Below are 26387 nucleotides of genomic sequence, written 5' to 3'. Positions count from 1 at the left end.
GGGCGCCGGCGACGGCGCCCCTTTTTTTATCGGGCGAGCACCGGCGCGCCGCCCGGCGCGACCATGCGTTCGCCGTCGATCACGATCGGGCTCGCGACGCCATCGACGAACGCGCCCTCGGGACGGAAACGCAGGCCGCGCGCCTGCACCTGCGGGTCGGCGAACACCCCCGCCAGGTCGTTGATCGGCCCTGCGGGCACATCCTCGGCCTCAAGCGCGAGCGACAGCGGCTGCGCCTCCCAGCCGGCGATCTTCGCCGCGAGCAGCGGGATCAGCGCCGCCCGGTTCGCCAGTCGCGCCGCATTGGTCGCGAAGCGCGCATCGTCGGCCCAGCCCGGTTCGCCGAGCACCGCGCACAGCTTTCTGAACTGCCCGTCGTTGCCGACCGCGATCACCAGCTGGCCGTCGGCGGTGGCAAAGGCCTGATAGGGCACGACATTGGCATGGCCATTGCCCATGCGCTTCGGCGACACCCCGCTCGCGAGATAATTGGCTGCCTGATTGGCGAGCACCCCGACCTGGCAATCGAGCAGCGCCATGTCGATATGCGCGCCCGCCCCTGTGACGTCACGGCGTCGCAGGGCGGCGAGGATAGCCACCGTCGAATACATGCCGGTGAAGATGTCGGCATAGGCGATCCCCGCCTTTTGCGGCGGGCCGTCGGGCTCGCCGGTCAGCGACATCGCGCCGCCCATCGCCTGGATGATGAAATCATAGCCCGCGCGGTGCGCATAGGGTCCGGTCTGGCCGAAACCGGTGATCGAGCAGACGATCAACTCGGGGAAATCGGCCCGGAGCGTCGCGGGATCGAGCCCATATTTGGCGAGCCCGCCGAGCTTATAATTTTCGATCACGACGTCGGCGCCCGCGATCAGCGCGCGCACCTCCGCCTGCCCTTCGCCGGTCGCGATGTCGATCGCCACCCCCGACTTGCCGCGGTTGGTGCTGTGGTAATAGGCGGCGCCGAGATTCTCGCCTGCGGCGCCGGCGATGAACGGCGGTCCCCATAGCCGCGTGTCGTCGCCGGCGCCCGGGCGCTCGACCTTGATCACCTCGGCGCCCAGATCGGCGAGCAATTGCCCGCACCACGGCCCCGCGAGCACCCGCGCCAGTTCGACGACGCGGATGCCCTCCAGCGGCTTAGGCAAAGGCCGAAATGCCGGTGATCGCGCGCCCCAGGATCAGCGCATGAACGTCGTGCGTGCCCTCATAGGTGTTAACCGTCTCGAGGTTCACCGCGTGGCGGATGACATGATAGTCGGCCGAAATGCCGTTGCCGCCGTGCATATCGCGGGCGACGCGCGCGATATCGAGCGCCTTGCCGCAATTGTTGCGCTTGAGCAGGCTGATCATGTCAGGGGCGACATGCCCCTCGTCGATCAGCCGGCCGACGCGCAGCGCCGTCTGCGTGCCGAGCGCGATTTCGGTGAGCATATTGGCGAGCTTCAACTGCACGATCTGGTTCGCCGCGAGCGGGCGACCGAACTGCTTGCGTTCGCCTGTGTAATTGCGCGCCGCTTCATAGCAGAATTCGGCCGCGCCCATCGCGCCCCAGCCGATGCCGTAGCGCGCACGGTTGAGGCAGCCGAACGGGCCTTTGAGGCCTGACACATGCGGCAGCAGCGCATCCTCGCCGACCTCGACGCTATCCATCACGATCTCGCCGGTGACCGAGGCGCGCAGGCTCACCTTGCCCTCGATCTTCGGCGCCGACAGGCCTTTCATGCCCTTTTCGAGCACGAAACCGCGAATCGCCCCGTCGTGCGCGTCGGACTTTGCCCAGACCACGAAGACGTCGGCGATCGGCGAATTGGTGATCCACATCTTCGCGCCCTTGAGGCGGTAGCCGCCCGCGATCTTTTCGGCGCGGGTGCGCATGCCGCCGGGGTCGCTGCCCGCATCGGGCTCGGTCAGCCCGAAGCAACCGACAAGCTCGCCCGAGGTCAGCCCGGGCAGATATTTGCGCTTCTGCTCCTCGCTGCCATAGGCGTTGATCGGGTGGATCACGAGGCTGCTCTGCACCGAGCAGGCCGACCGGTACCCCGAATCGATGCGCTCGACCTCGCGCGCGATCAGCCCGTAGCTGACATAGCTGAGGCCCGCGCCGCCATATTCGGGGTCGATCGTCGCGCCGAGCAGGCCGAGCGCGCCCATTTCAGACATGATCTCGCGGTCGAAGCGTTCGTCGAGGAAGGCCGAGGTCACACGCGGCAGCAACTCGCCCTCGGCATAGGCGCGCGCGGTGTCGCGCACCATGCGCTCCTCGTCGCTGAGCTGCGCGTCGAGCAGCAGGGGATCGAGCGGGTCGAGCGCGACGACGCGCTGCGGATCGGCGAGGGCCATGGAACGGGGCTTTCTCTCTAACGGCGAGCGCCCCTGTCGGGACGCGCGCTAGGGGGCGGTTGCAGCCGGGGCTTTTCCGGCCATCGCGGCAGCCGGGCTGTCGCGCGGTTCCAATATCGCCGCGGTCTCGATCAGGTCAAGCGCGCGCCGCGCTTCGTGATAGCGCCGCGCGTCGATGAGCCACGCGTTGGCATTGGCGGCGCCGGGCATCGCCTCGACCTCGGCGATCGCCTTGTCGGCCATGCCGCTCGCCAGATAGCGCCGCGCGCGTTCGAGCCGTTCGGCGGCGCGCGGCGACTGGGTCCCGGCCTCGCGGACGACGAACAATTCATTGAGTTCGCGGCGGAAACCGGTCCACAGGCTGCCGCTGTCGCCGCTGCGCCCGACCAGTTCGGGGGCGATCGCGTCGAGTTCGGCGCGCAATTGTTCGAGCGTGATCGGGTCGCGCGAGGTTTCGATAATCGTCTTCACCGCATTGGGCTGGTCGTCGCCGAAGCGTAGCCGCAGCTGCGCATCGAGATAACCGAGCGACAGCCCGCGATCGAGCGCGCGGCGCACCGCAAAGGCGACGAGCAGCCCCTCGGCGCGCGACGCATTGCCCGACGCCGAGGCGGCATCGAGCGTGATGCGCGACAGGCGCTGTTCGAGTTCGGCGACGCGTGTGGTCAGCGGGCTGGCCCCGTCGACCGGAGCCACCATCATCGGCGCGGCCGCACCGCCGGTCGGGGTGGCCGCCTCACCGGCGCCGACCACCGCGAGCACCCCGCCGGGGGTCGCGGTATCGATGACTTTGGTCGTCGGCGCGCTATCGCCACCAGCCAGCCAGCGGTTCATCGCCCAGCCACCACCGCCGACCCCGATCAGGAGCAGGATCAGTCCGGAGATCGCCAGACTGCGCAAGGACGGCCCTTTTCTCGCGCCTTCCTCGCCCGGGCGGACGGGGGTATCGCTGCTGTCGATTGCCATAAACCTCTTTCGAACGACCCTATTTTTGCGCCTTTTGGCACAAAGCATAAGCCGCTGTCACCATTGCCGCGTCTTCGGGACGGTCCGTAACGGTAACAGCCGCCCAGCCTTCGCCCGCGGCTTCGGCCACCGCCGGGCCGATCGCGACGAGCGACAGGCGCCCGCGCCGCCCCTCGGTCAGCGTCGCGATCCGCGCCGCGCCGCGCGCCGAATGGGCCAGAATCACCGCCGAATCGCCGGTCAGCCGATCCCAGCCGGCGGGCGGCGCGACCGGATCGACGGCATAGCAAGGCAGGGCATCGAGCCGCGCACCGCGCGCGTCGAAATCGGACCGCTCGCGCCCGCAAAGCCACAGGATCCGGGGCTTTCTTGATGACGTCATGGCGTCGATCAAGGCCTGTGCGTCGCGGGTTCCCGTCGCCGCGACGCGCAACCCCGCCGCCTCGGCCGCCGCCGCGCTCGCCGCGCCGACGGCATGGACCGGCAGCGACACGAGCCGGTCCAGTCCAGACCCCGCCAGCCGCACCGCCTGCGCGCTGGTCAGCAGCAGCGCGTCATATTCGCCCGCGTCGGGCGGACGCCACTCGATCGGCACCGCCGCGAACAAGGGCATCGCAAAGGCGTCGAGGCCGGCCGCCCGCGCCCGCGCCACCGTCGCCGCATTGCCCGGTTCGGGACGCGTGACGATGACGGGCAGCATCATACCCCGAACAGGCGCCGCACCGCATCGGGCGCGCGGCCGAGCAGGTCGCGCGCCAGTTCGGCCGCGGCGTCGGGACCCGCGACCGCCGCATGCCCGACGACATGCTCCGCGCCATCCTCCGAATAGAGCTCGGCATCGAGCCGCAGCGTGCCATCATCCAGGAAACGCGCATGCGCCGCGACCGGCGAGCGGCAATCGCCGCCGAGCGCCGCGAGAAATTCGCGCTCGGCCATCACCGCGCGGTGCGTCGGAACATGATCGACCGCGACGAGCAGCGCGCGCACCCGATCGTCGTCGCTGCGGCATTCGATCCCGATCGCGCCCTGCGACGCGGCGGGCAGCAGGGTCGCGGCGTCCTGCACCACACCGATATCGAACATCGCCAGCCGGTCGAGCCCCGCCGCCGCGAGCAAGGTCGCATCGACATCGCCCGCCGCGAGCTTGGCGAGCCGGGTCTGGACATTGCCGCGCAGCAACAGCGTTTCGATGTCGCTCCGGCGCCGCTTGACCTGCGCCGCGCGGCGCGGGCTGCTCGTCCCCAGCCTTGCGCCCGTCGGCAACGCGTCGATGGTCGCCGCCATGATTCCCTCGCGCACCACCAGCCGATCGCGCGGGTCGGCGCGTTCGAGCATCGCGACGAGCGCGAAGCGCGGATCGCGCAGCGTCTCGACATCCTTCAGACTGTGCACCGCGATGTCGATCGCCCCCGCATCGAGCGCCGCATCGAGTTCGCGCGTCCACAGCGCCTTGCCCCCGACCTCGGCGAGCGCGCGGTCCTGGATGCGGTCGCCGGTCGCGGTCATCGGCACCAGGAAGAGCGAATCTTCGGTCAGGCCATGCGCCTGCGCGAGCGCCGCCGCCGCCATATGCGCCTGCGCCATCGCCAGCGGCGAGGCGCGGGTGCCGATCCGCAGCGGAGCGTCGGGAGTGGGAAGCCTGTTCATCGGCTTGCTGCTAGCCTCCCTTGCCCTGCCCGCCAAGGGGCGCGTAAAGGGGCGCGCAACAATATGACTCTGATCCTCGGCCTCGAATCGAGCTGCGACGAAACCGCGGCAGCGCTCGTCGACAGCGACAGGCGCGTCCTCGCGCACCGCGTCGCCGGGCAGGAGGAGGATCACGCCCCCTTCGGCGGGGTCGTGCCCGAGATCGCGGCGCGCGCGCATGTCGACCGCCTCGCGCCGATCGTCGAACGCGTACTCGCCGATGCCGGAAAGACGCTCGCCGACGTCGACGCGATCGCCGCCACCGCCGGCCCGGGGCTGATCGGCGGCGTCATGGTCGGGCTCGTCACCGGCAAGGCGCTCGCCCACGCCGCGGGCAAGCCGCTGATCGCGGTCAACCATCTCGAGGGCCACGCGCTCAGCCCGCGCCTCGCCGATCCGTCGCTGCAATTTCCCTATCTGCTGCTGCTCGTGTCGGGCGGCCATTGCCAGCTGCTGCTTGTGCGCGGGGTCGGCGACTATCGCCGCCTTGCCACCACGATCGACGATGCCGCGGGCGAAGCCTTCGACAAGACCGCGAAATTGCTCGGCCTCGGTTACCCGGGCGGACCCGCGGTCGAGCGCATCGCGAAAAACGGCGACCCCAAGGCCGTGCCGCTACCGCGCCCGCTCGTCGGCAGCGCCGAACCGCATTTCTCCTTTGCCGGGCTCAAGAGCGCGGTGTCGCGCGCGGCGGCGTCGGGCCAGCACAGCGTCCCCGATCTCGCCGCTTCCTTCCAGCAGGCGGTGGTCGACTGCCTGGTCGACCGCAGCCGCATCGCGCTTTCCGCCTGCCCCGAGGCGACCGCGTTTGTCGTCGCGGGCGGGGTCGCCGCGAACGGCGCGATCCGCGCCGCGCTGACCGATCTGGCGGCACGCCACGACAGGCCTTTCGTCGCTCCGCCCTTGTGGCTGTGTACCGACAATGGCGCGATGATCGCCTGGGCGGGCGCCGAACGCTTCGCCGCGGGGCTCACCGATCCGCTCGACACCGCCGCCCGCCCGCGCTGGCCGCTCGATCCCGAGGCCGAAGCCGTGCGCGGCGCCGGAGTAAAAGCATGACTCGTGAAAGCATGACGTCATATCAAAGCTTCGGCGTGGTCGGTGGCGGCGCCTGGGGCACCGCGCTCGCGCAACTGCTCGCCGCCGATGGCGCCCCGGTCCGGCTCTGGGCACGCGAGGCCGAGGTCGTCGCGGCGGTCAACATCGAACATCGCAACACGCTGTTCCTGCCCGGCGCGGCGCTGTCACCCTCGCTCAGTGCCACCGGCACCCTCGCTGACCTGGCGGTATGCGACGCGCTGCTGATCGTTGTCCCCGTTCCCTATCTGCGTTCCGTGCTCGCCGCGCTGCCGCCGGGCGATGCACCGCTGATCCTGTGCAGCAAGGGCATGGAGGCCGAAAGCTTCGCCTTCCCGGTCGACATCGCACGCGACGTGGCGCCGGGCCGCGCGGTCGCGGTCTTGTCGGGGCCGACCTTCGCGCACGAGGTCGCCGCCGGCCTGCCCACCGCGATCACCCTCGCCGCCGCCGACCCCGCGGTCGCCGACGACCTCGCCCGCGCGCTCGCGCGCCCGCATTTCCGGCCCTATGTCTCAGCCGACGTCATCGGGGCCGAGATCGGCGGCGCGGTGAAGAATATCCTCGCGATCGCCTGCGGCATCGTCGACGGCGCCGGGCTCGGCCTCAACGCCCGCGCCGCGCTGATCAGCCGCGGCTTCGCCGAAATGACCCGTTTCGGCCTTGCGCGCGGCGCGCAGGCCGAAACCCTCGCCGGGCTCGCCGGACTCGGCGACCTCGTGCTCACCTGCACCTCGAGCAATTCGCGCAACTTCTCGCTCGGCCAGGGCCTCGGGCGCGGCGACGAGGCGCAGGCGCTGATGGCCGATCGCCGCACCGTCGCCGAGGGCGCGTTCAGCGCCCCGGTGGTCGCCGCCGCGGCGCGCGCCGACGGCATCGACATGCCGATCACCGACGCGGTGGCGCGGCTCGTCGCGGGCGAAATCCGCGCCGGCGAAGCCATTCAGGCGCTGCTCAGCCGCCCGCTGCGACGCGAGGGCCGGTGAGCCAGCGACGACATTTGCCACTCCCCCCCTGCCGCGCTAGAAAGCGGCAGGGCGAGGAGCAAGGGGGACCGCAGGTTTGACCCAGACGGACAGCGCGGCCGCGCCCGCCCCCGACAGCGCGTCGCCTTCCCCTTCACCCGGCGATCCGCCGCGCGACGCCGATACCGCTGCGCTCGCCAAGGGCGGTCGCACCAATTTCTTCGGCTTCATCCTCCGCCTCGTCGCGCGCCTGCCCTTCCTCTACGTCGCGGGCCGCTGGTATGGCGCCGAAGCGGTCGGGCGCTTCGCCTTCGCGGTGCTCGTCATCGAACTCGTCGCCCAACTCGCCACCCTCGGCCTCAAGCGCGGCCTCGCCGAACAGCTGAGCGCGCCCGATGCCGACCATCGCATGGTCGTGTGGGACGGCATGTTCGTCGCGCTGCTCGCCTCGGCCGCAGGGTCGGCGCTGCTCCTCGCCTTTCCGCAACTGATGTTCCCCGCCGGCGGCATCGACAGCACCGACCGCTGGATGGCCGGGCTCGTCTTCGCGATCGCCGGCACCGACATCGCGCTCGCCGCCTGCGCCTATAAATTCGACATCGGCGCGACGGTCCGCGCCCGCGCGGTCGTCGAACCCTGGGTGATCAGCATCGCCGCCGCCGGTTTCTGGTTCGTGTCGGTGCGCGACGGGCTGATGCTGTCCTACGCCGCCGCGATGATCGGCGCCTTTTTGACCGCGCTCTACCCGATGCTGCGCCACTATGGCGGACCGCGCGGGTGGCAGCCGCATCCGGTGCATCTGATGGCGGTCGCGCGCCGCAATGCGCCGCTCGCCGCCGCCGACGCAATCGAATGGGGCACCCGCCGCCTCGACCTGTTCATCCTCGGCCAGTTCACCTCGCCGACGATCTACGGCATCTATTATATGGCGCAGCAGGTCGCCTCGCTGCCGCAGAAGCTCAAGACCAGTTTCGAACCGATCCTCGGCCCCGTCATCACCCGCAACCTTGCCGAGAATCGCCTTGGCGCCGTGGCGGCACAGGTCAGCCAGGTCGGTTTCTGGATCATCGCGGCGCAGGCGGGCGTCGCGCTCGCGCTCGGCATCCCGGGCGAGGCGGTAATGGGCCTCGTCGGCCCCGCCTTCGTCGGTGGCAGTACCGCGCTCGCCTTCCTGCTCGCTGCCGAGGTTGTCGCCGCGACCGCGGTGGTGAGCGAGGCGGCGCTCGTCTATGTCGCGCGCCACCGCAACCTGCTGATCAGCCTCGCCACCCTCGCGCTGCAGGCGGCGCTCAGCATCCTCTTCATCAAGACCGCCGAGGCGATGGGCTGGCCGCCGCTCTACTACGCCGCGGCTGTCGCGCTCGCGCTGATGATCGCGCTGGGCTTCGCGTCGGTGGCCAAGGCCTGGCTGCTCGGGCGCATCCTCGGCACCCCGGTCAACAGCCTGCGCTGGGCGCTGGTGTGGGCGACCGCGGGCGCCGCGGTGCTCGGCTGGGGCGCGACGCAGCTCCCCGAATGGGCCGAACTGCTGATCGGGGTCCCCGTCATCCTGGGAATCTATAGCTGGCTGATCTGGACTCGCGGTTTCGGCCCCGCCGATCGCGCCTTGTTCAAGAAGCATCCCGAACCGGCAACGGCCGAAACCGTCGCCGGCTGAAGATCAGTCGACGGCCTTCTGCGCCGCGTCGCCGACATCCTGCGCGGCATCGCCGACCTTTTGCGCGGCCTCGGTGATCGCGCCGGTTTCGGCCTTTTCATTGCCGAGGAACTGGAAGGCGACGAAGCCCGCGACCGCGAGCGCGACGAGCAGGATCAGCATCATGCCCATCCCGCCGCCGCGGCGCGGTTCGCGATCGACGATCGTCGTGGTGTGCGTCGTCCCGTCGGGATCGCGCGTGGTATGGATTTCATCGGCCATGTGAAGCCTCCTGTGCCAGTGATGGGGCATAGGACGCTTCAACGACCGCGAAGTTCCTAGCCGAGGCGTGCGGCTACCTTCGCCTTCAGGTCGGTCTGCGCGCGCGGGCCGACCTGCGCGATGATCTCGCACGCGCACACCGCGCCCATCGTCAGGCAGTCCGAAATGCTGCGGCCGTCGGCGAGGCCCGCGAGGAAACCGGCGGCGAACAGGTCGCCCGCACCGGTCGTGTCGACGACGGTCTCGATCGGCTCGGCGCCGACTTCGGTACGCGTCCCGCCCTGCAGCGCGATCGCGCCATGCGCGCCGCGCGTGACGATCAGCAGCGGCACCTGCGGCGCGATCTTGGCGACCGCCGCCTCGAAATCCTCGGTCTCGGCGAGCGCGCAGATCTCGACCTCGTTCGCGAACAGGATGTCGAACAGCCCCTCGGCGATCAGGTTGCGGAAATCCTCGCCATGGCGGTCGATGATGAAGGCGTCGGACAGGGTGAAGGCGACCTTGCGCCCCGCCGCGCGCGACACGTCGATCGCGCGGCGCATCGCGGCGCGCGACAGCTCGGGATCCCACAGATAACCCTCGAGATAGAGGATTTCCGAATCGGCGATCCACGCCTCGTCGATCATCGCCTGTTCGAGCAAATGGCTGGCGCCGAGGAAGGTGTTCATCGTCCGCTGGCCGTCGGGGGTGACAAGGATCAGGCAGCGCGCGGTCGGCGCGCCCTCGGCGAGCGGCGGGGTTTCATAAGCGACGCCCAATGCGCGCAGGTCGTGGGTGAAGACGTGGCCGAGCTGGTCGTCGGCGACCTGGCCGATGAAGGCGCAGCGTTCGCCGAGCGCCGCCATGCCCGCCAGCGTATTCGCCGCGCTGCCGCCCGACATTTCGATCGCCGGCCCCATCGCCGCGTAGAGCCGTTCGGCCTCGTCGGCATCGATCAGCCGCATCGAGCCCTTGGTCAGTCCTTCGGCGGTGATCAGCGCATCGTCGGCGCGGGCGATGACATCGACGATGGCATTGCCGATGGCAACGACGTCGAAACGGGCGGTGGAGGCCATGAAAATTCCAGTCGGTGATGGGAAAAGATTGCGCGCGGCTTTAGGGATGGCGGCGCGCCAAGGCAAGCGCGACGCTTGACGCCGCCCCCGTCGCCGCGCCATCGCGTGTCATGGCCCGCGCCGTCCACGCCCTGCTCCTCGCGTTTCGCGACCTGCCGCAGCCGCGCGTCCTTCGCGTCCTCGCGCAAAGCCTCACGCTGACGCTGCTGATCTTCGTGGCCGTGGGTGCCGCGATCTTCTTTGCGGCGCGCTGGGCGCTCTATCACTGGCAATGGCTCGGCGAGGTCGAACTCGACATGGCGGGCATCCTGATCGCGCTTGCGCTTGTCGGCGCGAGCTGGCTCCTATTCCGCGCCGTCGCGATCGCCGTCGTCGGTCTGTTCGCCGACGGCATCGTCGCCGACGTCGAGGGGCGCCGCTATCCCGAGGCGGCGCGGCGCGCGGTGCCGGTCAGCCTGGCCAAGAGCCTGCGCCTCGGCCTCGTCTCGGTCGCCCGGCTGATCTTGGTGAACCTGGTCGCGCTGCCACTCTATATCCCCTTGCTGTTCACCGCGATCGGCGCGCCCCTGCTCGCCTTTGCGATCAACGCCGCGCTGCTCGGCCGCGATCTAGAGGCGATGGTGCTCGCCCGCCATCCCGACGCGCCGCGGCTCGCGCGCGGCGACCGCTGGGCGCTCGGCATTCTGTCCGCCGCAGCCTTTGTGGTACCCGTCGTCAACCTGTTGGCGCCCATCCTCGGCGCGGCTATGGCCGTCCACCTCATTCACCTGCGAAACAGGGACCATCCATGACCCGCCTTTCCGCCGTCCTGCTGTTCGCCCTGCTCGGCGGCTGCACCGCCGCCGTCCCCTCGCCGCGCAACGTCCCGCCGCCGGTCGCCGCGGCGCCGCCGCCGACCATCGTGCGCCCCGTCCAGACCAACAGCCTGATCGGCCAAAGCGCCGATGCCATCGGCCGGATGTTCGGCAAACCGCGCCTCGACGTCACCGAAGGCGCCGCGCGCAAGCTGCAGTTCGAAGGGTCGGCCTGCGTCATCGATATCTATTTCTACGCCCCGCGCGCGGGCGCCGCTCCGGTCGCGACCCATGTCGACGCGCGCACCCCCGACGGGCGCAATGCCGAATTGGGCAGCTGCGCGGAAACGCTGCGGCGCTAAGGTGACGTCAGGACGCCAGCTCGGAGAGCGCCCACGCCGCCGCCTCGGCAACCACAGCGGACTCGTCGCTTTTTAACCGTTCGAGCGCGGGCCGAAAGCGCTGGTCGCCGCTGTTCCCCGCCGCGATCGCCGCGTTGCGAACCATCCGGCCGCGTCCGATGCGCTTGATCGGCGATCCCGCGAAGACCTGGCGGAACTCGGCATCGTCCAGCGCCAGCAGGTCGCCCAGCGACGGCGCGGCCAGTTCGGCGCGCGGCAGGAAGGCGCGGTGGCGCGCCGCGCTTTTGGCGAATTTGTTCCACGGGCAGACCGCGAGGCAATCGTCGCAGCCATAGATGCGGTTGCCCAGCGCGCGGCGGAATTCGACCGGGATCGGCCCCGCATGTTCGATCGTGAGATAGGAGATGCAGCGCCGCGCATCGAGCCGGTACGGCGCCGGAAAGGCCCGCGTCGGGCAGGCATCCTGGCACGCCGAACAACTGCCGCAGCTATCGCGCCCCGGCACCGCCGGCACCAGGTCGAGCGTGGTGTAGATCGCCCCCAGGAACAGCCAGCTGCCATGTTGGCGGCTCACCAAATTGGTGTGCTTGCCCTGCCAGCCCAGCCCCGCCGCCGCCGACAGCGGCTTTTCCATCACCGGCGCGGTGTCGACGAACACCTTGACCTCGGCGTCCGCGGCTTCGGCGACCAGCCAGCGCGCGACATGCTTCAGCGCCTTCTTGACGACGTCATGATAATCGCCGCCCTGCGCATAGACCGAGATCCGCCCGCGCTCGGGGTGCGCCGCGAGCGCCAGCGGATCGATATCGGGCGCATAGCTCATCCCCAGCGCGATCACCGAGCGGACCTCAGGCCACAGCCCCTGCGGCGACCCGCGCTGCGTGGCGCGGCTTTCCATCCAGATCATCTCGCCGTGACGCCCCTCGGCCAGCCACTGGTTCAACCGCGCTGCGGTCTGCGGCGCGGCATCAGCGCGCGCGATGCCGAACGCGACGAAGCCATGCTCGCGCGCCACCGCTTCGAGCCGCTGTTCGAGAGAGGGCAAGGCTTCGGCAACCATTGGCGCCCTATACGCGAGCGGCCTTCGCATGTCATAGGGGGCGGTGCCGACATTTCGCAGGACCAGCATTTGACCGATCTCAGCGTCGAGGCCGTCGGCCTCACCAAATATTTCGAGGCCTATAAGGCGGTCGACCATGTGTCGCTGCAGGTCCCCGCGGGCAGCATCTATGGCGTGCTCGGCCCCAATGGCGCGGGCAAGACCACCAGTCTGCGCATGATGCTCGGCATCATCGACCCCGACGAGGGCACCAGCCGGCTGCTCGGCGGTCACAAGCCGCAATCGGTGCGCCACCGCATCGGTTACCTGCCCGAGGAACGCGGACTCTATCCCGGCATGAAGGCGCGCGAGGCGATCGCCTTCATGGGCGCGCTGCGCGGACTCGACTGGTCGGAGGGGCGCCGCCGCGCCGCGACCTTCATGACCGAACTCGGGCTCGAACGCGTCATCGACGAAAAGATCCGCAAGATGTCGAAGGGCATGGCGCAGATGATCCAGCTGATCGGCTCGATCGTCCACGCCCCCGACCTCATCGTGCTCGACGAGCCTTTCTCGGGGCTCGACCCGGTCAATCAGGAACGGCTGGAGATGCTCGTGCGGCGCGAACGCGACCGCGGGGCGACGATCCTCTTTTCGACCCATGTCATGGCGCATGCCGAACGGCTGTGCGACCGGCTCGCGATCATCGCGCGCTCGCAACGCCGCTTCGAAGGCACCGTCGACGAAGCGCGCGCGCTGCTGCCGATGCAGGTCCGCTACACCCCGCGGAGCGAGGCCGGCCCCGACGCCGTCGCCGCGCTGCTCCCCGCCGGCGCCGAATTGCGCGGCGAGGCCTGGCATTTTGCGATCAAGGACGGGGACGTCGAACCGCTGCTGTCGCGGATCACGACGAGCCATCTTGGCGTCACTGGCCTCTCGATCAGCCGCCCGGCGCTCCACGACGCCTTTGTCCATATCGTCCGCCAGGTCGACGCGAGCTTCGACGCCGACGCGGCCGGAGACATCGGCGGGATCGACGGGGAGACCGGCGCATGAACGCCTTTATCAAGAATATGCTCGTCGTTGCGCGGCGCGACTTCCTCGCGATCGTCGCCACCCCGACCTTTCTGCTCTTCCTGCTCGCGCCTTTGTTCATGGTCGGCATGGGACTCGTCGGCGGCATGGGTGCGTCGCAGCTCGCCGACAGCGCGCGCGGCGCCGGCCGCATCGTCGCGGTCGCCGACGCCGCCGATGTCGAGGCGCTGCGCGCCGCCGACACAAGGCTGCGCGCTGCGATGCCGCGCGAACCCGCGCTGCTCGAACTGCGCGTCGCAAGCCCCGCGAACCGCGACTCGCTGATGATCGCGCGCGAAAAGGGCAGCGACACCTATGCTGTGCTCAGCGGCCCGCTGGCGTCGCCGCGCATCGTCGAGCGCGAACCGGGCAGCAGTTCGGGGCGCTATCTCGCGCTGCTCGCGGGCGAAGTGCTGCGCGCCCGCGCCGCCGGCCCGCTGCCGCCGGTAACCCCGACCTATGAAAATCTGTCGAGCGGCGGCACCAGCATTGCGGCCCAGCAATCGCTCGGGTTCGGCGCGGTGTTCGCCATCTTCCTGCTCACCCTGCTCCTCGCCGGCCAGACGGTGAGTTCGCTCGCCGAGGAAAAGGGCAACAAGGTCATCGAAATCCTCGCCGCCGCGGTGCCGCTCGAAAGCGTCTTCCTTGGCAAATTGCTCGGCTTCCTCGGCGTCGCGGTGCTGTTCATCGCCTTCTGGATGGTGATGGCGGTTGGCGGCGGGCTGGTCGCGATGACCCAGATGGACCCGGCGGCGATCGCCGCCGCGGGCGGCGCCAGCAAGGCCGCGGCGACCCTCACCGCCGCGCCCGCCGTCGGCTGGCCCTTCTTCCTCGGCATCGGTTTCGCCTATTTCGTGATGTCCTTCCTGCTCCTCGGCGCGGTCTTCCTCGGGGTCGGCGCGCAGGCGGCGACGGTGCGCGAAATCCAGATGCTCAGCCTGCCAATCACCATCTTCCAGGTCGGCATGTTCAGCCTGTGCGCCGCCTCGGCGAGCGCGCCGGGCAGCAATCTTGCAACCTTTGCGCAGATATTCCCCTTCTCCTCGCCGCTGGCAATGGCGGCCCGCGCCGCGACCGACGACGCGATCGGGGTCCATCTGCTCGCGCTCGGCTGGCAGGCGATCTGGGTCGCACTCGTCATCTTCCTCTCGGTCCGCCTCTTCCGCGCCGGCGTCCTCAGCGGCCGCAGCGACTGGCGCTTCTGGCGACGCGCCGGTCGGGCCGCGGCGGCGGCGGCACAGGTCACGTCGCTCGACCGCCATTGACAGAATTGTAAATAGTGGCATTCTGCAACTGAATCGGCCGCGTCAGACGGCCCTCCAGAGGAGCAGCCCATGGCCACCCAAGTCCGTATCGCCCCCGAAATCGCCAATCCGTTCGACGTCTCCCGCGCCGAATTGTGGAGCGAGGACCGTTGGCAGGAACCGATGCGCCAGCTGCGCGCCGAATCGCCGATCTATCGCTGCGAGGATTCGAAATTCGGTCCCTATTGGTCCGTGACCACCTACAAGCCGATCCAGCATATCGAGGCGCTGCCCAAGATCTTCTCCTCGTCGTGGGAATATGGCGGCATCACCGTCGCCGGCGACGGCATCGAACATCTGCAGGAGGGCGAGATCCCGATGCCGATGTTCATCGCAATGGATCCGCCGCAGCATACCGCGCAGCGCCGCACCGTCGCTCCCGCCTTCGGCCCGTCGGAAATCGAGCGCATGCGCGCCGACACCCAGGCGCGCACCGCGGCGCTGATCGACACGCTGCCGATCGGCGAGACCTTCGACTGGGTCGAACGGCTGTCGATCGAACTCACCACCGACATGCTCGCGATCCTGTTCGATTTTCCGTGGGAAGAACGCCACCGGCTCACCGGCTGGTCTGACGCACTCGGCGATATCGAAAGCTTCGACACGCTCGAAAAGCGCCAGGTCCGGCTCGGCAAGGCGTTCGAAATGGGCGCCGCCTTCAAACAGTTATGGGACGCCAAGGCGCAGAATCCCGGCAAGCACGACCTGATCTCGATCATGCTCCAGTCCGACGCGATGAAGCATATGAGCGAGAATGAGTTCATGGGGAATCTCATCCTGCTGATCGTCGGCGGCAACGACACGACGCGCAATTCGATGTCGGCCTATGCCTATGGCCTGCACAGCTTCCCCGAGGAGCGCGCGAAGCTCGAGAAGAATCACGACCCCGAACTCGCGGTCAACGCGATGCACGAAATCCTGCGCTGGCAGACCCCGCTCGCGCATATGCGCCGCACCGCGACCGAGGATGCCGAGCTGTTCGGCCACCAGATCAAGGCGCGCGACAAGATCGCGCTCTGGTATGCCTCGGCGAACCGCGACGAGAGCGTCTTCCCCGACGGCGACCGCATCATCGTCGACCGCGAAAACGCGCGCCGTCACCTCGCCTTCGGTTACGGCATCCACCGCTGCGTCGGCGCGCGTGTCGCCGAGCTGCAGCTGACGACACTGATCAGCGAAATGCAGAAGCGCCGCCTGCGCGTGAACGTCCTCGCCGAGCCCGAACGCGTCCACGCCAGCTTCGTCCACGGCTATCGCCATATGCCGGTGCAGCTCGAAAAATATTGATGGGGGTTGAAACCTCCGCACCGGCGCCAACGTATTCAGGGTAGAGGAGCCCTGCCATGGTCGAACGGCGTTACATTATCGGCGGCATCGCGCTCGGCGGCGCGCTCATTGGCGCGCCGATGCTCTTTGCCAAGGCCTCGCCGCGCCCGAAGGCGCAGCCAGGCTGGCAACTCAGCGAGGCCGAGTGGAAAAAGCGACTGACGCCCTTCCAGTACAGGATATTGCGCGAAGCGGGGACCGAGCGCCCCTTCACCAACGCGCTCAATAACGAGCATCGCGCCGGCATTTTCGCGTGTGCCGGCTGCGCACTGCCGGTCTATTCGAGCAAGACCAAATATGACAGCAAGACCGGCTGGCCGAGCTTCTGGGAGCCGCTGAAGGGCGCCATCGGCACCTCGACCGACCATGAGCTCGGCTATGCGCGCACCGAGGTCCATTGCCGCCGCTGCGGCGGGCATCTCGGCCATGTCTTCAACGACGGCCCCAAGCCGACAGGCAAGCGCTATTGCATGAACGGCGCCGCGCTCAGCTTCCGCCCCGCCTGACGCGATAGAGCCGCGCCGCCGACCCCTGCGGCATCGCCACGGGTTCAAGCCAAGACGGCACGCGTCCCGACGCCAGCGCCGCGGCGAGTCCGGCCGGGAAGGACTTGGCGACATTCTCCATTTCGGGCTGGCCCGGGCAGACGAACAGATAATCGGCGCGCGCAGCCGCGACGATCGCTTCGGCATCGGCGGGGGTTGCGGCAAAGGCCCCGATCACCCGGTTCATCGCCGCATGGTTACGGTGATGGCCGGTCGCGACGACGGCGTGCGGCGTGGCGACGAGGAGCATCGGGCCGATATCGATCCCCGACAGCACGAGTCCCGTCGCCTGCCGCGCGAGCAGCGCTAGATCGGCGGGCGCCGGGCAAGGCGCGACCGGTTTTTTCTCCGTGCGCGGCGCGGGCGCGATCATACCCACCGCCGAAGTCGCAATCTGGCCGAGTACCGGCGGCACGACGAGCAGCACCGCCAGCGACGCGCCGATCCGTGCCAGCGGCGAACGTCGCGACTGGCCATGACGCCAGAGCGCCACCCCGGTGAGGGCAAACGCGGGCAGCGCATAGACATGGGTGACCGCGGTGGTCCGCGCGATCAGCACCGACAACAGGCAACTCGCCGCGAGCACGATCAGCATCGTCTCCCAGCGTGCTTTCGCGGGTCCCGGCGCGGCCCTTCGCCAGATGCGCCAGCACAGCGCCAGACCGACGAGCGACGGCGCCAGCAGCAGCGCCATCGCCGGCGCCGCCTGCCGCCACACCGGTCGCCCTTCGAGCACATTCACATACCAATAGTCGCGCACCAGCGGCTCGAGCGCGCCGAACGGCCCCGCGAGGCAGAGCGGATTCTGCCAGGCGAACACCGCCGCACCGGCCGCTCCGGCGACCGCGATCAGCCCGAACCGGACGCGCCAGTCGCGGCGTACCGGCGCCAGCCGCGCCCCGCCGATCAGGATCAGCGCCGCCACGGCGGCACCGCTCTGGAACGGGCGCGACCAGGCGTCGCACCAGTCGCCTGCCACGCCGTCCCAGCCGCGCGTCGCGAGCAGCAGCAGCGGCGCGCCGAGCGCCAAGGTCGCGACGAAGCTCAGGAACCGCGCGCCCGCGGCTGCGTCGCGCAGCCAGGCGAGCGCAAAAATACCGCCGAACAGCAGCAGATAGGGCAAGGCCTCGAGCGAGACGACGAGGTGCAGGCTCATCACCGCCCCCGCGAGCAGCCCGTGGCGCCAGTCGGCGGCGCCGAGTGCGATCGCCAGCATCAGCGTCGACAGGATCGTCTGCCAATTATGGTGATCGATGCGCAGCGGCACGAAATAATGCAAGAACGTCACCGTCGTCGCCGCGAGCAGCAGCCCGGTCGCCACCACCGCGCGGTCGTCCGACAGACGCCGTAGCACCAGTGCGATCGCCAGAAACAGCGGCAACAGCAACAGCGGCGGATAGAGCGCGACCACCCATTGCTCGGCGGCGGCGCGGCCGATCAGCGGTTCGAGCATCAGGATCAGCGCGGCGATCTGCGCATCGATCAGCCGCGACCAGTGCATCAGACCGCCCGATGGTGGGTTGATGCGATATTGCGTCGTGTCGAACCAGCCCTGCCCGGCGATCAGGTCGCGCACCTGCACCAGCCGCAGCGCGTCGTCGCCGTCGCGAAAGCCCATCGTCGCGATCGCCGGCCAATAGATCGCCAGCATGACTGCCATGACGCCAAGCGCCAGCGCGACCGCAAGCCACAGGTCGCGGGCGAGCGGGCGCGGGGCCGGGGCGGAGGCACCGGTCATCGCGGGTCAGCCGCGCGCAAAGACGATCGTCTTGCGCAGCACATAGGTGGTCTGGAAACTGATCGCGATCGCCGCGAGCTTGGCGAGCCGCGGGTCGAGGCCGAAGGCGTCGCCGATCCACACGATGCCGACGGTGATACCGAGTCCCGCCAGCGCCGACCCGAGGAACAACGCCTTTTGCCGCGCACGCTCGACCCCTTGGGTCCGCGCGCCCGCGACGAACACCAGCCGCGTCGAGATCAGCCAATGCACGGCGATCCCGGCGCTATAGCTGATCGCCGACGCCGCGGCGGCATGCCAGCCGCCCGCGAGCAGCAGCAGGAACAGCCCCATATCCGCCGCCAGCGCCAGCGCGCTCGCGCCGATATAGCGCAAATAGGTGATCTGGTGCAGCCGCGCGAGCAGCCGCTGCCCGAGACGACCGATGCCGGCCTCGCCGAGCATCAGGCGGCCTTGCTCACGCGCGCGGGCACGTCGCGCACCGACGCCAGCGCCGCCTGCTCGCCCTCGGTGCCGCTCTCATGATATTCGGCGTCCTCATTGACGCCCCAGATGTCGTAAATCCGCTCGCCGGCGACGATATTGCGCACCGTCAGCATCGCGGTCATCATCGCATGATCCTGGTTGTTGTAGCGGTGCATGCCGTTGCGCCCGACCATGTGCAGCGTCGGATAACGCGCTTCCAGTTCGGAGCGCATCGTCTCGACATGCGCGGCATAATGGTCGTCATAGACCGGATAGGCCTTTTCCTGCCGCACCACCGCGCCGCCGACCACATCCTTGGGATCGCAGAGGCCGAGGATCGCCATTTCCTTCGTCGCCAGCGCCACGAGATCCTCGTCGCTCGACGCCCAGAGGCCGTCGCCCTCGAAGCAGAAATATTCGAGGCCGACGCAGGCGAGTTCGGGATCGGGCACCATTTCGGGCGACCAGCTGCGGAAATTCTGCACCCGGCCGACCTGCACCTTGCTGTCGTGGATATAGATCCAGTTGTCGGGGAACAGGTCCTCCGAGCGAATCTTGAGCGCGACGGTCAGGAAGTCGCGATATTTGAGGCTCGGCGCGGCGCTGAGCGCGCACGCCGGCAGCGGATGGATACGCGCCGCGAGTTCGCGCATCGGCGCCGAGCTGATGACATGGCCCGCATCGATCATAACATCGCCGTCGGGTCCGGTCGCGGTCAGCCGCCAGCGCCCCGACACCTGATCCTGCGTCACCTGCTTGAAGCTATGCCCCATCAGCACCGAATTGCCGCCCGCAACGACCTTGTCGCGCGCCGCTTCCCACATCATGCCCGGCCCCAGCCGCGGATAGCGGAAGGTTTCGAGCAACGTCTTGGTCGCCATGCCGTCATTCGGCGCCTTGTTGAGCCCCAGGCTGCGCTTCAGCCCGTCGAGCACCGCGGCGCCGAGGCTCAGCCCCTTGATGCGCTGCGCCGCCCAGTCGGCCGACATTTCGTCGCACGGCATGCCCCACACCTTCTCGGTATAGGTCTTGAAAAAGATCGAATAAAGCTTCCGCCCGAACTGGTTGATCGTCCAGTCCTCGAAGCTGCGGACCGTCTTGTTCGGAAACAGCTTCGCCTGCGCATAGCTCGCCATGCACAGCGTCGAACGGACGATGCCCAGATTCCACAGCGCCTCGAACGCGCGCAGCGGATAGCTGTAAAATTTGCCCTCATAATAGATGCGGCTCATCCGCGGCCGCTCGATGAAATCGTCGGGCAATATCTCGTTCCACAGGTCGACGACTTCGCGGCTCTTCGAAAAGAAGCGATGCCCGCCGATATCGAAGCGAAACCCCTCATGCTCGACCGTGCGGCTGATCCCGCCGACATAGGCCGGGTCCTTCTCGATCACGGTGACCGAAAAGCCTTCCTTGGTCAGCAGATAGGCGGCGGTCAGTCCCGCCGGCCCTGCCCCGATGATCGCGACATCGGCGCTGGTCGGACGATTTTTCGGCGCGGATGCGTCGGACATAATTTGATTCCCCACAGGCAAATTCATGCTCAGCGATTGCTGTGGGCAATCATGGATAAAAATTGGTTAATGCCGCGCGGGAATATCGCCGCGCGGCTGCGTTTCCGGCCCGTTTACTCGGCTCTGGCCCGGCGCTAAGCAGGGCCATGATCGGACGCCGCCTTTTGCTGGGGCTTGCGGTGTCGCTTGCGACATATGCTGCGCCGTCGGCCGCGCAATTCGTCCCGCGCGAGGCGATGATCCCGGCCGAACAGGCCGCCCGGCAACTCGCGCCCGACCGCGCGGCGCCGACATCCGCCGAACAGGACCAGATCGCCACCCTCGAAAGCCAGGTCGGGATCGACAGAGCCTGCAACACGACCTGGCAGCCCGCGCTGGAAGCCCCGCGACGCGCGCTGCTTCAGCTCTACGAACGCACCTACGGCCCCGACCATCCGGCCACCGCCCGCCCGCTCATGTCGCTGCTCTGTCACTTCGCCTATAATGGCAAGACCCCCGAAGGACGCGCCGAGAACGAGCAAATCATCGCACGCCTCGTCGCGATCGGCCGCAAGCGCGCGCAACCCGCCACGCTGTTTGCCGCGCTGACCGCGCAGGCAGGGCTGCGACGCGAGCAGGCAAAGCCCGACGCCGCCATCACCGACGCCACCGAGGCGCTCGCGCTGGCGCGCCGGCACTTCGCCGACTATCCGGCGATCGTCGCATCGAGCGCCGGCGCACTCGCCGCAACTTTCGAGGCCGCAGGCCGCCCGGTCGATGCCGAGCCGCTGCGCCAGGAGGCGGTCACGCTGATCCAGACGATGCCCGACGTGAATCGGCTCGCGTTGGTCGACGTCTATGAAGCGCTCGGCAACAACCTCACGGCACAGCTGCGCGCCAAGGATGCCGCGAGCTGGTTTTCGCGCGAGCTCGACATCTTCGAAGCGATCCTTTCTACCGCCAATGCCAACGATCTCAGCAACATCATCCTCTATTCGCAGCGGCTGTACGGGGCCGACCCGCCGCGGGTCGAGGCGCTGTATCGCGCGGTGCTCGCCCGGCAGGAGGCCGACCCGGCGAGCAGCGACAAGCGCAACTGGATGACGCTGTGGAATCTCGCCAAATCGACCTCGCTCGAACGGGGCTGGAAAAACAATGTTTTCCGCAGCGACCTGAGCGAAGCGATCGCCTATCAGCGGCGCGTCATCGCGGCGATGGGGCCCGGGCAGGGCAATGGCTTCGAACTCGAACTGGCCAGCCTGTTGCAGCAAAGGCGCGATACCGCGGCCGAAGCCGAAACCATCTATCGCCGCGCGCTGGCGGGCGATCCCGACAATCCCGCGCTGATCGAGAATCTTGGCAATACATTGCAGATTCTCGACCGGTTCGACGATGCCCTGCCGATCCGCCGGCATGCGGTCGACATCGCCAAGGCGCGGTTCGGCCCCAGCCACCGCGAAACGCTGCGGCTCGCGCAGAATCTGGGGGTCGCTTTGTGGATCCAGCGCCGGCCGAGCGAAGCCAGGCCCTATTATGAGGATGTCCTGGCCGGATATCGCGCCGAGCTGTCCGCGATCCCCGAGGGCGCGAACGCCGACTATCGGCGCAGCCTGAGCGATTTCATCAGCCTGAAGGCGAGCGACCTGCTGAAACTCTACTGGACCGATCGGGCGAACCCCGCGCAAGGCGGCGATGCGGCCAGTCGCGCGGCGGGGTTCGCCGTCGCCCAGCTCGCGCACCCCTCGGTTTCGAGCGCGGCGATCAGCGAAACCGCGGCCCGCACCCTGGCCGAACGGGCCCGCAAGGGTGAATTGTTCGGCGCGTGGGTTGCGGCGCGCGACCGCGTCGTTTCGCTCGACGCGGCGATCGGCGGCGCCGCCCAGCGCGGCGCCGGGGGCGACGCCGACCGGGGCCGGCTGCTCGAAGAGCGCGCCGCCGCCGGCAAGATGCTCGCCAAAACGACGATCCGGCTGCAGGATCAAATGCCCGACATCTTCGCGACGCTCCGCCCTGAACCGGTGGCGCTGGCCGAAGTGACCGGCAACGGGGACAAGCCGGCGCTGCTACGCGAGGATGAAGCGCTGATCCTCCTCTATCCCGGGATGCCCGATGCGCGCGGCGAGATGAGCCGCGGAATCGCCTTCGCGGTGACCCGCGCGGGATCAGCCTGGACCGAAATCCCGATCGACGGCGCCGATCTGGCGCAGGTCGTGGTCGACCTTCACGGACAATTGTCCGACCGGCAAAATTCCGGCGCGACCGAACGGGTGCCGGGCGAAGACCTGTTCGACTATCTCCACTATGATCGCGGCGCCGCCTATCGCGTGCATCAGGCGCTGTTCGGCGATCCCGCCGTCGCTGCGCTGCTCAAGGACAAGGGTCGCTGGATCATCGTCCCCGAAGGCCCGCTGCTCGCGCTCAATTTCGCGGCGCTCGTGTCGCGCCCGCCCGCGGGCGGCGCAGCCGGCGACATCGATCCCGCCATGTTGCGCGCGACCGCCTGGCTGGGCCTCGAACGCGCGATCGTCGTGCTGCCGTCGGTCGACGCGCTGCGCACGGCGCGCCGGGGCCGCGCCATGGCGTGGGGTCCGGGCAAATTCTATGGCGTCGGCGACCCCGCCTTCCGCGGCATCGCCGATCCCGCCCCGAAGGCATCGCCCGACCGCATCGCCGTGGACAGCGCCGCTCGTTCGGCGACGGCGAATATCCTGATGGCGCCGCGACAGAGCCTCTACCGTGGCGGCGTCGCCGACCCCGCGATGCTCGCCAAGCTGCCGCGCCTCGACCATAGCGCCGCCGAAATCCGGACGATGGCGCAGCTCCTCGGCGCCCCACCCGACCGGCAATTGCTCCAGCTCGACGCGACCCAGGCGCGGATCGAGCGCAGCAGCCGCGACGGGACGCTGGGCGACAGCAATATCGTCCTTTTCGCCACCCACGCGTTGCTCGGCGGCAGTTTCGACGGCACGCTGGCCGAACCCGCCCTGGCGCTGACGCCGGGCGCCCGGACGGGCGGCGAACCCGCCGACGCAAGGAACGACGGCCTGCTGACGGCGTCGGAGGTCGCCGAACTGCGCTTCAACGCCGCGCTGGTGATCCTGTCGGCGTGCGACACGGCGGCGGGCACCAGGGGTGGCGACGGTTTCAGCGGGTTGACGCGCGCCTTCCTGCTGGCCGGCGCCCGCGCCGTGCTGGCGACCTACTCGCCGGTCAACGACGAAGTCGGCGAACGGATGACCACAACCGCGGTCGCGCGGCTCAAGGACAAGCACGGCGACATTGCGGCGGCCTTGCGCGAAGCGATGCGCGAGATTGCCGCCGATCCTTCGCGCGATGCGCGCGGTCAATCGCTCGCGCATCCGGCGGCATGGGCGGTCTATGTCGCGATCGATCCGTCCTGAACCAAAGGGGCGACCGGCCTGCCCCGATTACGGGACGGATGGCGCCCGCGCGGGACCCTTGTCCTCCGCAACCGGCGGCCCGCGCGCGCTGTTGCCCGCGCCCGTCACCCCGTCGCTCGCCGCCGCCAGATCGCGGCGAACCGGCTTCAGCGCCAGCGTCCCCAGCCGTATCCGCGGCGCCGCCTTGCCCGGCGATGCGCCGATGGCAAACGCGCCATCGATCCGCAGCAACTGCGCCGACGCTTTCGCCAAACGCACCGTGTAGCGGCCGTAAGCGACGCTTTCGAAAAGGAAATATCCGTCGAACTCGGTCAAGGTCGTCGCGCGCACCCGGCCCTCGGCGTCGACGAGTTCGAGCGTCAGCCCCTCGATCGGATTGCCGCCGTCACGGATCATGGTGCCTTCGATCTCACCCGCCGCGGTCATCGGCAACATCACGCGGGTCGCCACGCCCGGGCGCGGGGTGACAACGACCCCGGGCAGCGCGGGCTGGACATAGGGGTCGGGCAGACTGCCGGCGTCGATCCCGATCATCACCGGACGGAAAGGCTCCAGCCCGTCGACCGTCGCCCGCCCGCCTTTGTCGGTCGCAGCGTCGACAAAGGCGTTGCCCGCGGTGATCGGCACATCGGGCAACGCCGCCTCGCCCGGCTGGCGGATGCCGTCGCCATTATCGTCCATCCACACCTCGGCCGTCACCTGGCCGCGGCTGGCGAGTTTCTCGCTCGACACGCGCCAGCCGCCACCCTGCGGTTTCGGCCCGAAGCTGAAGGCGAGCGCGAGCGACGCGGCGACCGAGCCGTCGCTCGCCACTTCGCCGAAACCCGTCAGCTGCAACTTGTTGAAACGGCGCGTATAACCCAGGCCCGCCCGCGCGCGGTCGAGTCCTTTGTCATACCCCAGTTCGGCGCGCCATTCGCCGTCGCCCTTCCCCGCCCATTCGGCGATCACCGTCGCGCGCGAATCGGCGGCGGCGCCCGACAGCGCGAAGCGCGCCTCGCCGCGGAGACGCACCCGCCCGATTCGGGCATTGGCAAGCAGGGTCGCGCTCAGATTGTCGGGCGGGTCGGGACCGATCGGCACCTTGGTGCGCGCCCAGTCGAGCTGGCCGGTGAAGGTCAAAGCGCGGAAACTAGCCGAGGCGCGCGCCGAGGCCTCGAGACTTTGCACCCCCGATGTCCGGTCGACCTGGCGCAAATCGAGGTGCAGTGGCAGCACGGTGCGCCCCAGCTTGACCGACTGGTCGACCGAAATCTGGTACATTCCATTGATATTGTTGATAAAACGGTCGGATACGAAACCCCCGAAGCCGCGCATAGCATCGGCGCGCACATAGGTCTCGCCGAACGCCGCGAGCCAGCTCGCGCGCAGCGCGCCGCTGTTGTCATCGGCATAGGCCCCCGCCACCTCGAGCAGGGTCGGGCCGATCGAACGGCGCAGCGCGACTTCGCCATAGTTGCGCCGGACATTCTCGATCATCAGGCTGTGCGCATAGCCAGCGATTGACGTGCGCGTGTCGAGCCCGCGCTCGACCCCGATCGTGCCGCGCCAGCCGCGGCGGAAGGTCTGGCGCCGATTGCCGAATTCGACCAAATCGGCATTTTCCTGGGCGAAACCCGCCCAATAATAGGTTTGTTGTGGTGGGATCGAATCGATCCCTACCTGCAACTGCTTGATCTCGCGCCGGATTTGTCCTTGCGGGCCATAGAGCACGATCTCGAAACGGTTCGAGCCATATTGCAGCGGCACGTCGAGAAATTCATAGCGACCGTCGCCGTTGGGGCTGGTGAACGCCAGCAACTGCCCGTTGCGATACAGCTCGGCGTCCCAGCCCGCGGGCAGGTCGCCGCGAAAATCCGTCTTGTCGAACGCCTCGGGGCGCTCGACCGGACGGTTGGTCAGCACCGCGCCGCGCCCCGGCGACGATCCCGCGACGATCCCCGTCGACAGCAGGCTGACATCGCCGACCGCATAATGCGTCGCCTTCAACGGCCCGAGCAGCTTGCCCTGCGCGTCGGTGCGATAGAGCCGCATCCGCAAACTGTCGGGCACCCCCTCATTGTCCGACGACAGCCGCGCGTCGAAGCTTTGGCCCAACACCTCGCCAGCCGCGAAGACCTCATAGCGCGCCTGCACATAGGAGCCGCCGCGCTTGTCGTTAACGAACCCTGCCGAGGCGACGACATCGACCGACGGCGTCGCCCAGTTTTCATAAGGTCGCACCGCCTGCGGCAGGCTCGCGAGGTCGAAGCTCTGCTGCGGGCGCAGCCCGGCGCCGCGCGCGCGCCGTTCGGCGGCGAGCTGGAAGGGCAATTTCTCTTTCGAATCGATACGCAGCACCGCGTTCGAGAGGTCGGGGACCAGTGGCAGCTCGAACCACGCCGCGAGCTGCTTCACATCGACGCACCAGCCCGCGGCGGTGTCGCGGATCGCGGTGGTGTCGATGGCAAAGCTGCGGCTCCCCAGCCTTACCTCGCCCGCATCGCGGTCGATCGTCAGGCTGCGGCGCTCGTCGAACACCCAGCCGGTTGCGCGGCGCAACTTCTTGTCGACGCGGATCGGCAGGTCGAGCGCGATCACCATGTCGGCCAGGTCGACGCACATCCCCGTCGGCGTCTGATAGCCGCGAATGCCGTCGCCCAGCCGGTACTGGCCCGAGCGCAGGTCGAACAGCCAGCTGTCGTCCTCACTGGGTTTCCAGCCGTCCGAGACCCCTGCCTTTTCAGCCGCATGGGCGCCGGCCGGGACCAGCCCCACCAGCGCCAGCCCGGCCGCGAGGACCGGGAAAATTCGTGTCAGAAGCGCGCGAAGCATAGCCGCGCCCGCTCGGCCGACT

General features: G+C 68.9%; 22 protein-coding genes. 10 read left to right on the top strand and 12 right to left on the bottom strand.

Going from position 1 to position 26387, the window contains the following annotated elements:
- Positions 1 to 26: 26 nt before the first annotated feature.
- Genes EEB18_RS10870 through hemC form a run of 5 tightly spaced genes read right to left on the bottom strand, consistent with a single transcriptional unit; the run spans position 27 to position 4956 of the window.
- Positions 27 to 1148 carry a CaiB/BaiF CoA transferase family protein gene (locus EEB18_RS10870; RefSeq protein ID WP_187139248.1) on the bottom strand — a complete coding sequence of 374 codons (1122 nt, stop codon included), beginning with the start codon at positions 1146 to 1148 and terminating at the stop codon, positions 27 to 29.
- Positions 1141 to 2343: an acyl-CoA dehydrogenase gene (locus EEB18_RS10865; protein WP_187139249.1), complete on the bottom strand. Its 1203-nt coding sequence runs from the start codon at positions 2341 to 2343 to the stop codon at positions 1141 to 1143. Before EEB18_RS10865 ends, EEB18_RS10870 begins: the two co-directional genes overlap by 8 nt.
- Before the next feature lie 48 nt (positions 2344 to 2391).
- Positions 2392 to 3309: a hypothetical protein gene (locus tag EEB18_RS10860; protein WP_187139250.1), complete on the bottom strand. Its 918-nt coding sequence runs from the start codon at positions 3307 to 3309 to the stop codon at positions 2392 to 2394.
- A gap of 19 nt (positions 3310 to 3328) precedes the next feature.
- Complete coding sequence (locus tag EEB18_RS10855) at positions 3329 to 4009, bottom strand: uroporphyrinogen-III synthase (protein ID WP_262408207.1); 681 nt, start codon at positions 4007 to 4009, stop codon at positions 3329 to 3331.
- A complete protein-coding gene (gene hemC / locus EEB18_RS10850; protein WP_187139252.1) occupies positions 4009 to 4956 on the bottom strand; it encodes a hydroxymethylbilane synthase in 948 nt (315 codons plus the stop codon). The genes EEB18_RS10855 and hemC overlap by 1 nt, the downstream gene beginning before the upstream one ends.
- Positions 4957 to 5019: 63 nt before the next feature.
- On the opposite strand from hemC, the gene tsaD reads away from it, so the two are divergent.
- The 3 genes from tsaD to EEB18_RS10835 all read left to right on the top strand — a co-directional run bounded on the left by tsaD (position 5020) and on the right by EEB18_RS10835 (position 8694).
- Positions 5020 to 6054 (top strand): tRNA (adenosine(37)-N6)-threonylcarbamoyltransferase complex transferase subunit TsaD, encoded by a 1035-nt coding sequence (tsaD, locus tag EEB18_RS10845; protein ID WP_187139253.1) that lies wholly within the window; start codon positions 5020 to 5022, stop codon positions 6052 to 6054.
- 11 nt (positions 6055 to 6065) lie between these two features.
- Complete coding sequence (locus EEB18_RS10840) at positions 6066 to 7058, top strand: NAD(P)H-dependent glycerol-3-phosphate dehydrogenase (RefSeq protein ID WP_187139254.1); 993 nt, start codon at positions 6066 to 6068, stop codon at positions 7056 to 7058.
- 76 nt (positions 7059 to 7134) lie between these two features.
- Complete coding sequence (locus EEB18_RS10835) at positions 7135 to 8694, top strand: lipopolysaccharide biosynthesis protein (protein WP_187139255.1); 1560 nt, start codon at positions 7135 to 7137, stop codon at positions 8692 to 8694.
- Between the two features lie 3 nt (positions 8695 to 8697).
- On the opposite strand, the gene EEB18_RS10830 is transcribed toward EEB18_RS10835, so the two are convergent.
- Positions 8698 to 8955, bottom strand: coding sequence for a hypothetical protein (locus EEB18_RS10830; RefSeq protein WP_056341981.1), 258 nt, complete (start codon positions 8953 to 8955; stop codon positions 8698 to 8700).
- Between the two features lie 56 nt (positions 8956 to 9011).
- Complete coding sequence (locus EEB18_RS10825) at positions 9012 to 10010, bottom strand: adenosine kinase (RefSeq protein ID WP_056341976.1); 999 nt, start codon at positions 10008 to 10010, stop codon at positions 9012 to 9014.
- A 110-nt stretch (positions 10011 to 10120) separates the two neighbouring features.
- Here EEB18_RS10825 and EEB18_RS10820 point away from each other — a divergent pair, with 110 nt between their 5' ends.
- Together EEB18_RS10820 and EEB18_RS10815 are read left to right on the top strand one after the other, a co-directional pair.
- Entirely contained in the window at positions 10121 to 10801 is a 681-nt protein-coding gene (locus EEB18_RS10820) for an EI24 domain-containing protein (protein WP_187139256.1), read from the top strand.
- Positions 10798 to 11166, top strand: a complete 369-nt coding sequence (locus EEB18_RS10815; RefSeq protein WP_056341969.1) for a hypothetical protein — start codon at positions 10798 to 10800, stop codon at positions 11164 to 11166. Before EEB18_RS10820 ends, EEB18_RS10815 begins: the two co-directional genes overlap by 4 nt.
- Positions 11167 to 11173: 7 nt before the next feature.
- On the opposite strand, the gene queG is transcribed toward EEB18_RS10815, so the two are convergent.
- Positions 11174 to 12226, bottom strand: a complete 1053-nt coding sequence (queG, locus tag EEB18_RS10810) for a tRNA epoxyqueuosine(34) reductase QueG (RefSeq protein WP_187139257.1) — start codon at positions 12224 to 12226, stop codon at positions 11174 to 11176.
- A 69-nt stretch (positions 12227 to 12295) separates the two neighbouring features.
- On the opposite strand from queG, the gene EEB18_RS10805 reads away from it, so the two are divergent.
- From EEB18_RS10805 to msrB, 4 genes are all read left to right on the top strand, one after another.
- A complete protein-coding gene (locus EEB18_RS10805) occupies positions 12296 to 13261 on the top strand; it encodes an ABC transporter ATP-binding protein (protein WP_187139258.1) in 966 nt (321 codons plus the stop codon).
- Positions 13258 to 14544, top strand: a complete 1287-nt coding sequence (locus tag EEB18_RS10800) for an ABC transporter permease (RefSeq protein WP_187139259.1) — start codon at positions 13258 to 13260, stop codon at positions 14542 to 14544. Before EEB18_RS10805 ends, EEB18_RS10800 begins: the two co-directional genes overlap by 4 nt.
- 69 nt (positions 14545 to 14613) lie before the next feature.
- Positions 14614 to 15870 (top strand): cytochrome P450, encoded by a 1257-nt coding sequence (locus EEB18_RS10795; protein ID WP_187139260.1) that lies wholly within the window; start codon positions 14614 to 14616, stop codon positions 15868 to 15870.
- Between the two features lie 56 nt (positions 15871 to 15926).
- Entirely contained in the window at positions 15927 to 16415 is a 489-nt protein-coding gene (msrB, locus tag EEB18_RS10790) for a peptide-methionine (R)-S-oxide reductase MsrB (RefSeq protein ID WP_187139261.1), read from the top strand.
- On the opposite strand, the gene EEB18_RS10785 is transcribed toward msrB, so the two are convergent.
- The 3 genes from EEB18_RS10785 to EEB18_RS10775 are packed head-to-tail and all read right to left on the bottom strand — an operon-like array spanning position 16396 to position 20171.
- Positions 16396 to 18192, bottom strand: coding sequence for a hypothetical protein (locus EEB18_RS10785; RefSeq protein WP_187139262.1), 1797 nt, complete (start codon positions 18190 to 18192; stop codon positions 16396 to 16398). The genes msrB and EEB18_RS10785 overlap by 20 nt on opposite strands.
- A 6-nt stretch (positions 18193 to 18198) precedes the next feature.
- Complete coding sequence (locus EEB18_RS10780; RefSeq protein ID WP_056341951.1) at positions 18199 to 18636, bottom strand: GtrA family protein; 438 nt, start codon at positions 18634 to 18636, stop codon at positions 18199 to 18201.
- Complete coding sequence (locus EEB18_RS10775) at positions 18636 to 20171, bottom strand: NAD(P)/FAD-dependent oxidoreductase (protein WP_187139263.1); 1536 nt, start codon at positions 20169 to 20171, stop codon at positions 18636 to 18638. The genes EEB18_RS10780 and EEB18_RS10775 overlap by 1 nt, the downstream gene beginning before the upstream one ends.
- A gap of 146 nt (positions 20172 to 20317) precedes the next feature.
- On the opposite strand from EEB18_RS10775, the gene EEB18_RS10770 reads away from it, so the two are divergent.
- Positions 20318 to 23551, top strand: coding sequence for a CHAT domain-containing tetratricopeptide repeat protein (locus EEB18_RS10770; protein WP_187139264.1), 3234 nt, complete (start codon positions 20318 to 20320; stop codon positions 23549 to 23551).
- 27 nt (positions 23552 to 23578) lie between these two features.
- Here the strand turns inward: EEB18_RS10770 and EEB18_RS10765 are convergent, their stop codons facing one another.
- Positions 23579 to 26365, bottom strand: coding sequence for a collagen binding domain-containing protein (locus tag EEB18_RS10765; protein ID WP_262408206.1), 2787 nt, complete (start codon positions 26363 to 26365; stop codon positions 23579 to 23581).
- Positions 26366 to 26387 lie beyond the last annotated feature (22 nt).

This window comes from Sphingopyxis sp. OPL5, assembly GCF_003797775.2.
Taxonomy (GTDB): Bacteria; Pseudomonadota; Alphaproteobacteria; order Sphingomonadales; family Sphingomonadaceae; genus Sphingopyxis.
This window is presented reverse-complemented; position numbering and strand designations above follow the sequence as displayed.

Coding starts and splice junctions, on each gene's coding strand:
- EEB18_RS10865 (WP_187139249.1), bottom strand. CDS start 2,343: ATGGCCCTCGCCGATCCGCAGCGCGTCGTCGCGCTCGACCCGCTCGAT.
- EEB18_RS10860 (WP_187139250.1), bottom strand. CDS start 3,309: ATGGCAATCGACAGCAGCGATACCCCCGTCCGCCCGGGCGAGGAAGGC.
- EEB18_RS10855 (WP_262408207.1), bottom strand. CDS start 4,009: ATGCTGCCCGTCATCGTCACGCGTCCCGAACCGGGCAATGCGGCGACG.
- hemC (WP_187139252.1), bottom strand. CDS start 4,956: ATGAACAGGCTTCCCACTCCCGACGCTCCGCTGCGGATCGGCACCCGC.
- tsaD (WP_187139253.1), top strand. CDS start 5,020: ATGACTCTGATCCTCGGCCTCGAATCGAGCTGCGACGAAACCGCGGCA.
- EEB18_RS10840 (WP_187139254.1), top strand. CDS start 6,066: ATGACGTCATATCAAAGCTTCGGCGTGGTCGGTGGCGGCGCCTGGGGC.
- EEB18_RS10830 (WP_056341981.1), bottom strand. CDS start 8,955: ATGGCCGATGAAATCCATACCACGCGCGATCCCGACGGGACGACGCAC.
- EEB18_RS10825 (WP_056341976.1), bottom strand. CDS start 10,010: ATGGCCTCCACCGCCCGTTTCGACGTCGTTGCCATCGGCAATGCCATC.
- EEB18_RS10820 (WP_187139256.1), top strand. CDS start 10,121: ATGGCCCGCGCCGTCCACGCCCTGCTCCTCGCGTTTCGCGACCTGCCG.
- EEB18_RS10815 (WP_056341969.1), top strand. CDS start 10,798: ATGACCCGCCTTTCCGCCGTCCTGCTGTTCGCCCTGCTCGGCGGCTGC.
- queG (WP_187139257.1), bottom strand. CDS start 12,226: ATGGTTGCCGAAGCCTTGCCCTCTCTCGAACAGCGGCTCGAAGCGGTG.
- EEB18_RS10800 (WP_187139259.1), top strand. CDS start 13,258: ATGAACGCCTTTATCAAGAATATGCTCGTCGTTGCGCGGCGCGACTTC.
- EEB18_RS10795 (WP_187139260.1), top strand. CDS start 14,614: ATGGCCACCCAAGTCCGTATCGCCCCCGAAATCGCCAATCCGTTCGAC.
- msrB (WP_187139261.1), top strand. CDS start 15,927: ATGGTCGAACGGCGTTACATTATCGGCGGCATCGCGCTCGGCGGCGCG.
- EEB18_RS10785 (WP_187139262.1), bottom strand. CDS start 18,192: ATGACCGGTGCCTCCGCCCCGGCCCCGCGCCCGCTCGCCCGCGACCTG.
- EEB18_RS10780 (WP_056341951.1), bottom strand. CDS start 18,636: ATGCTCGGCGAGGCCGGCATCGGTCGTCTCGGGCAGCGGCTGCTCGCG.
- EEB18_RS10775 (WP_187139263.1), bottom strand. CDS start 20,171: ATGTCCGACGCATCCGCGCCGAAAAATCGTCCGACCAGCGCCGATGTC.
- EEB18_RS10770 (WP_187139264.1), top strand. CDS start 20,318: ATGATCGGACGCCGCCTTTTGCTGGGGCTTGCGGTGTCGCTTGCGACA.
- EEB18_RS10765 (WP_262408206.1), bottom strand. CDS start 26,365: ATGCTTCGCGCGCTTCTGACACGAATTTTCCCGGTCCTCGCGGCCGGG.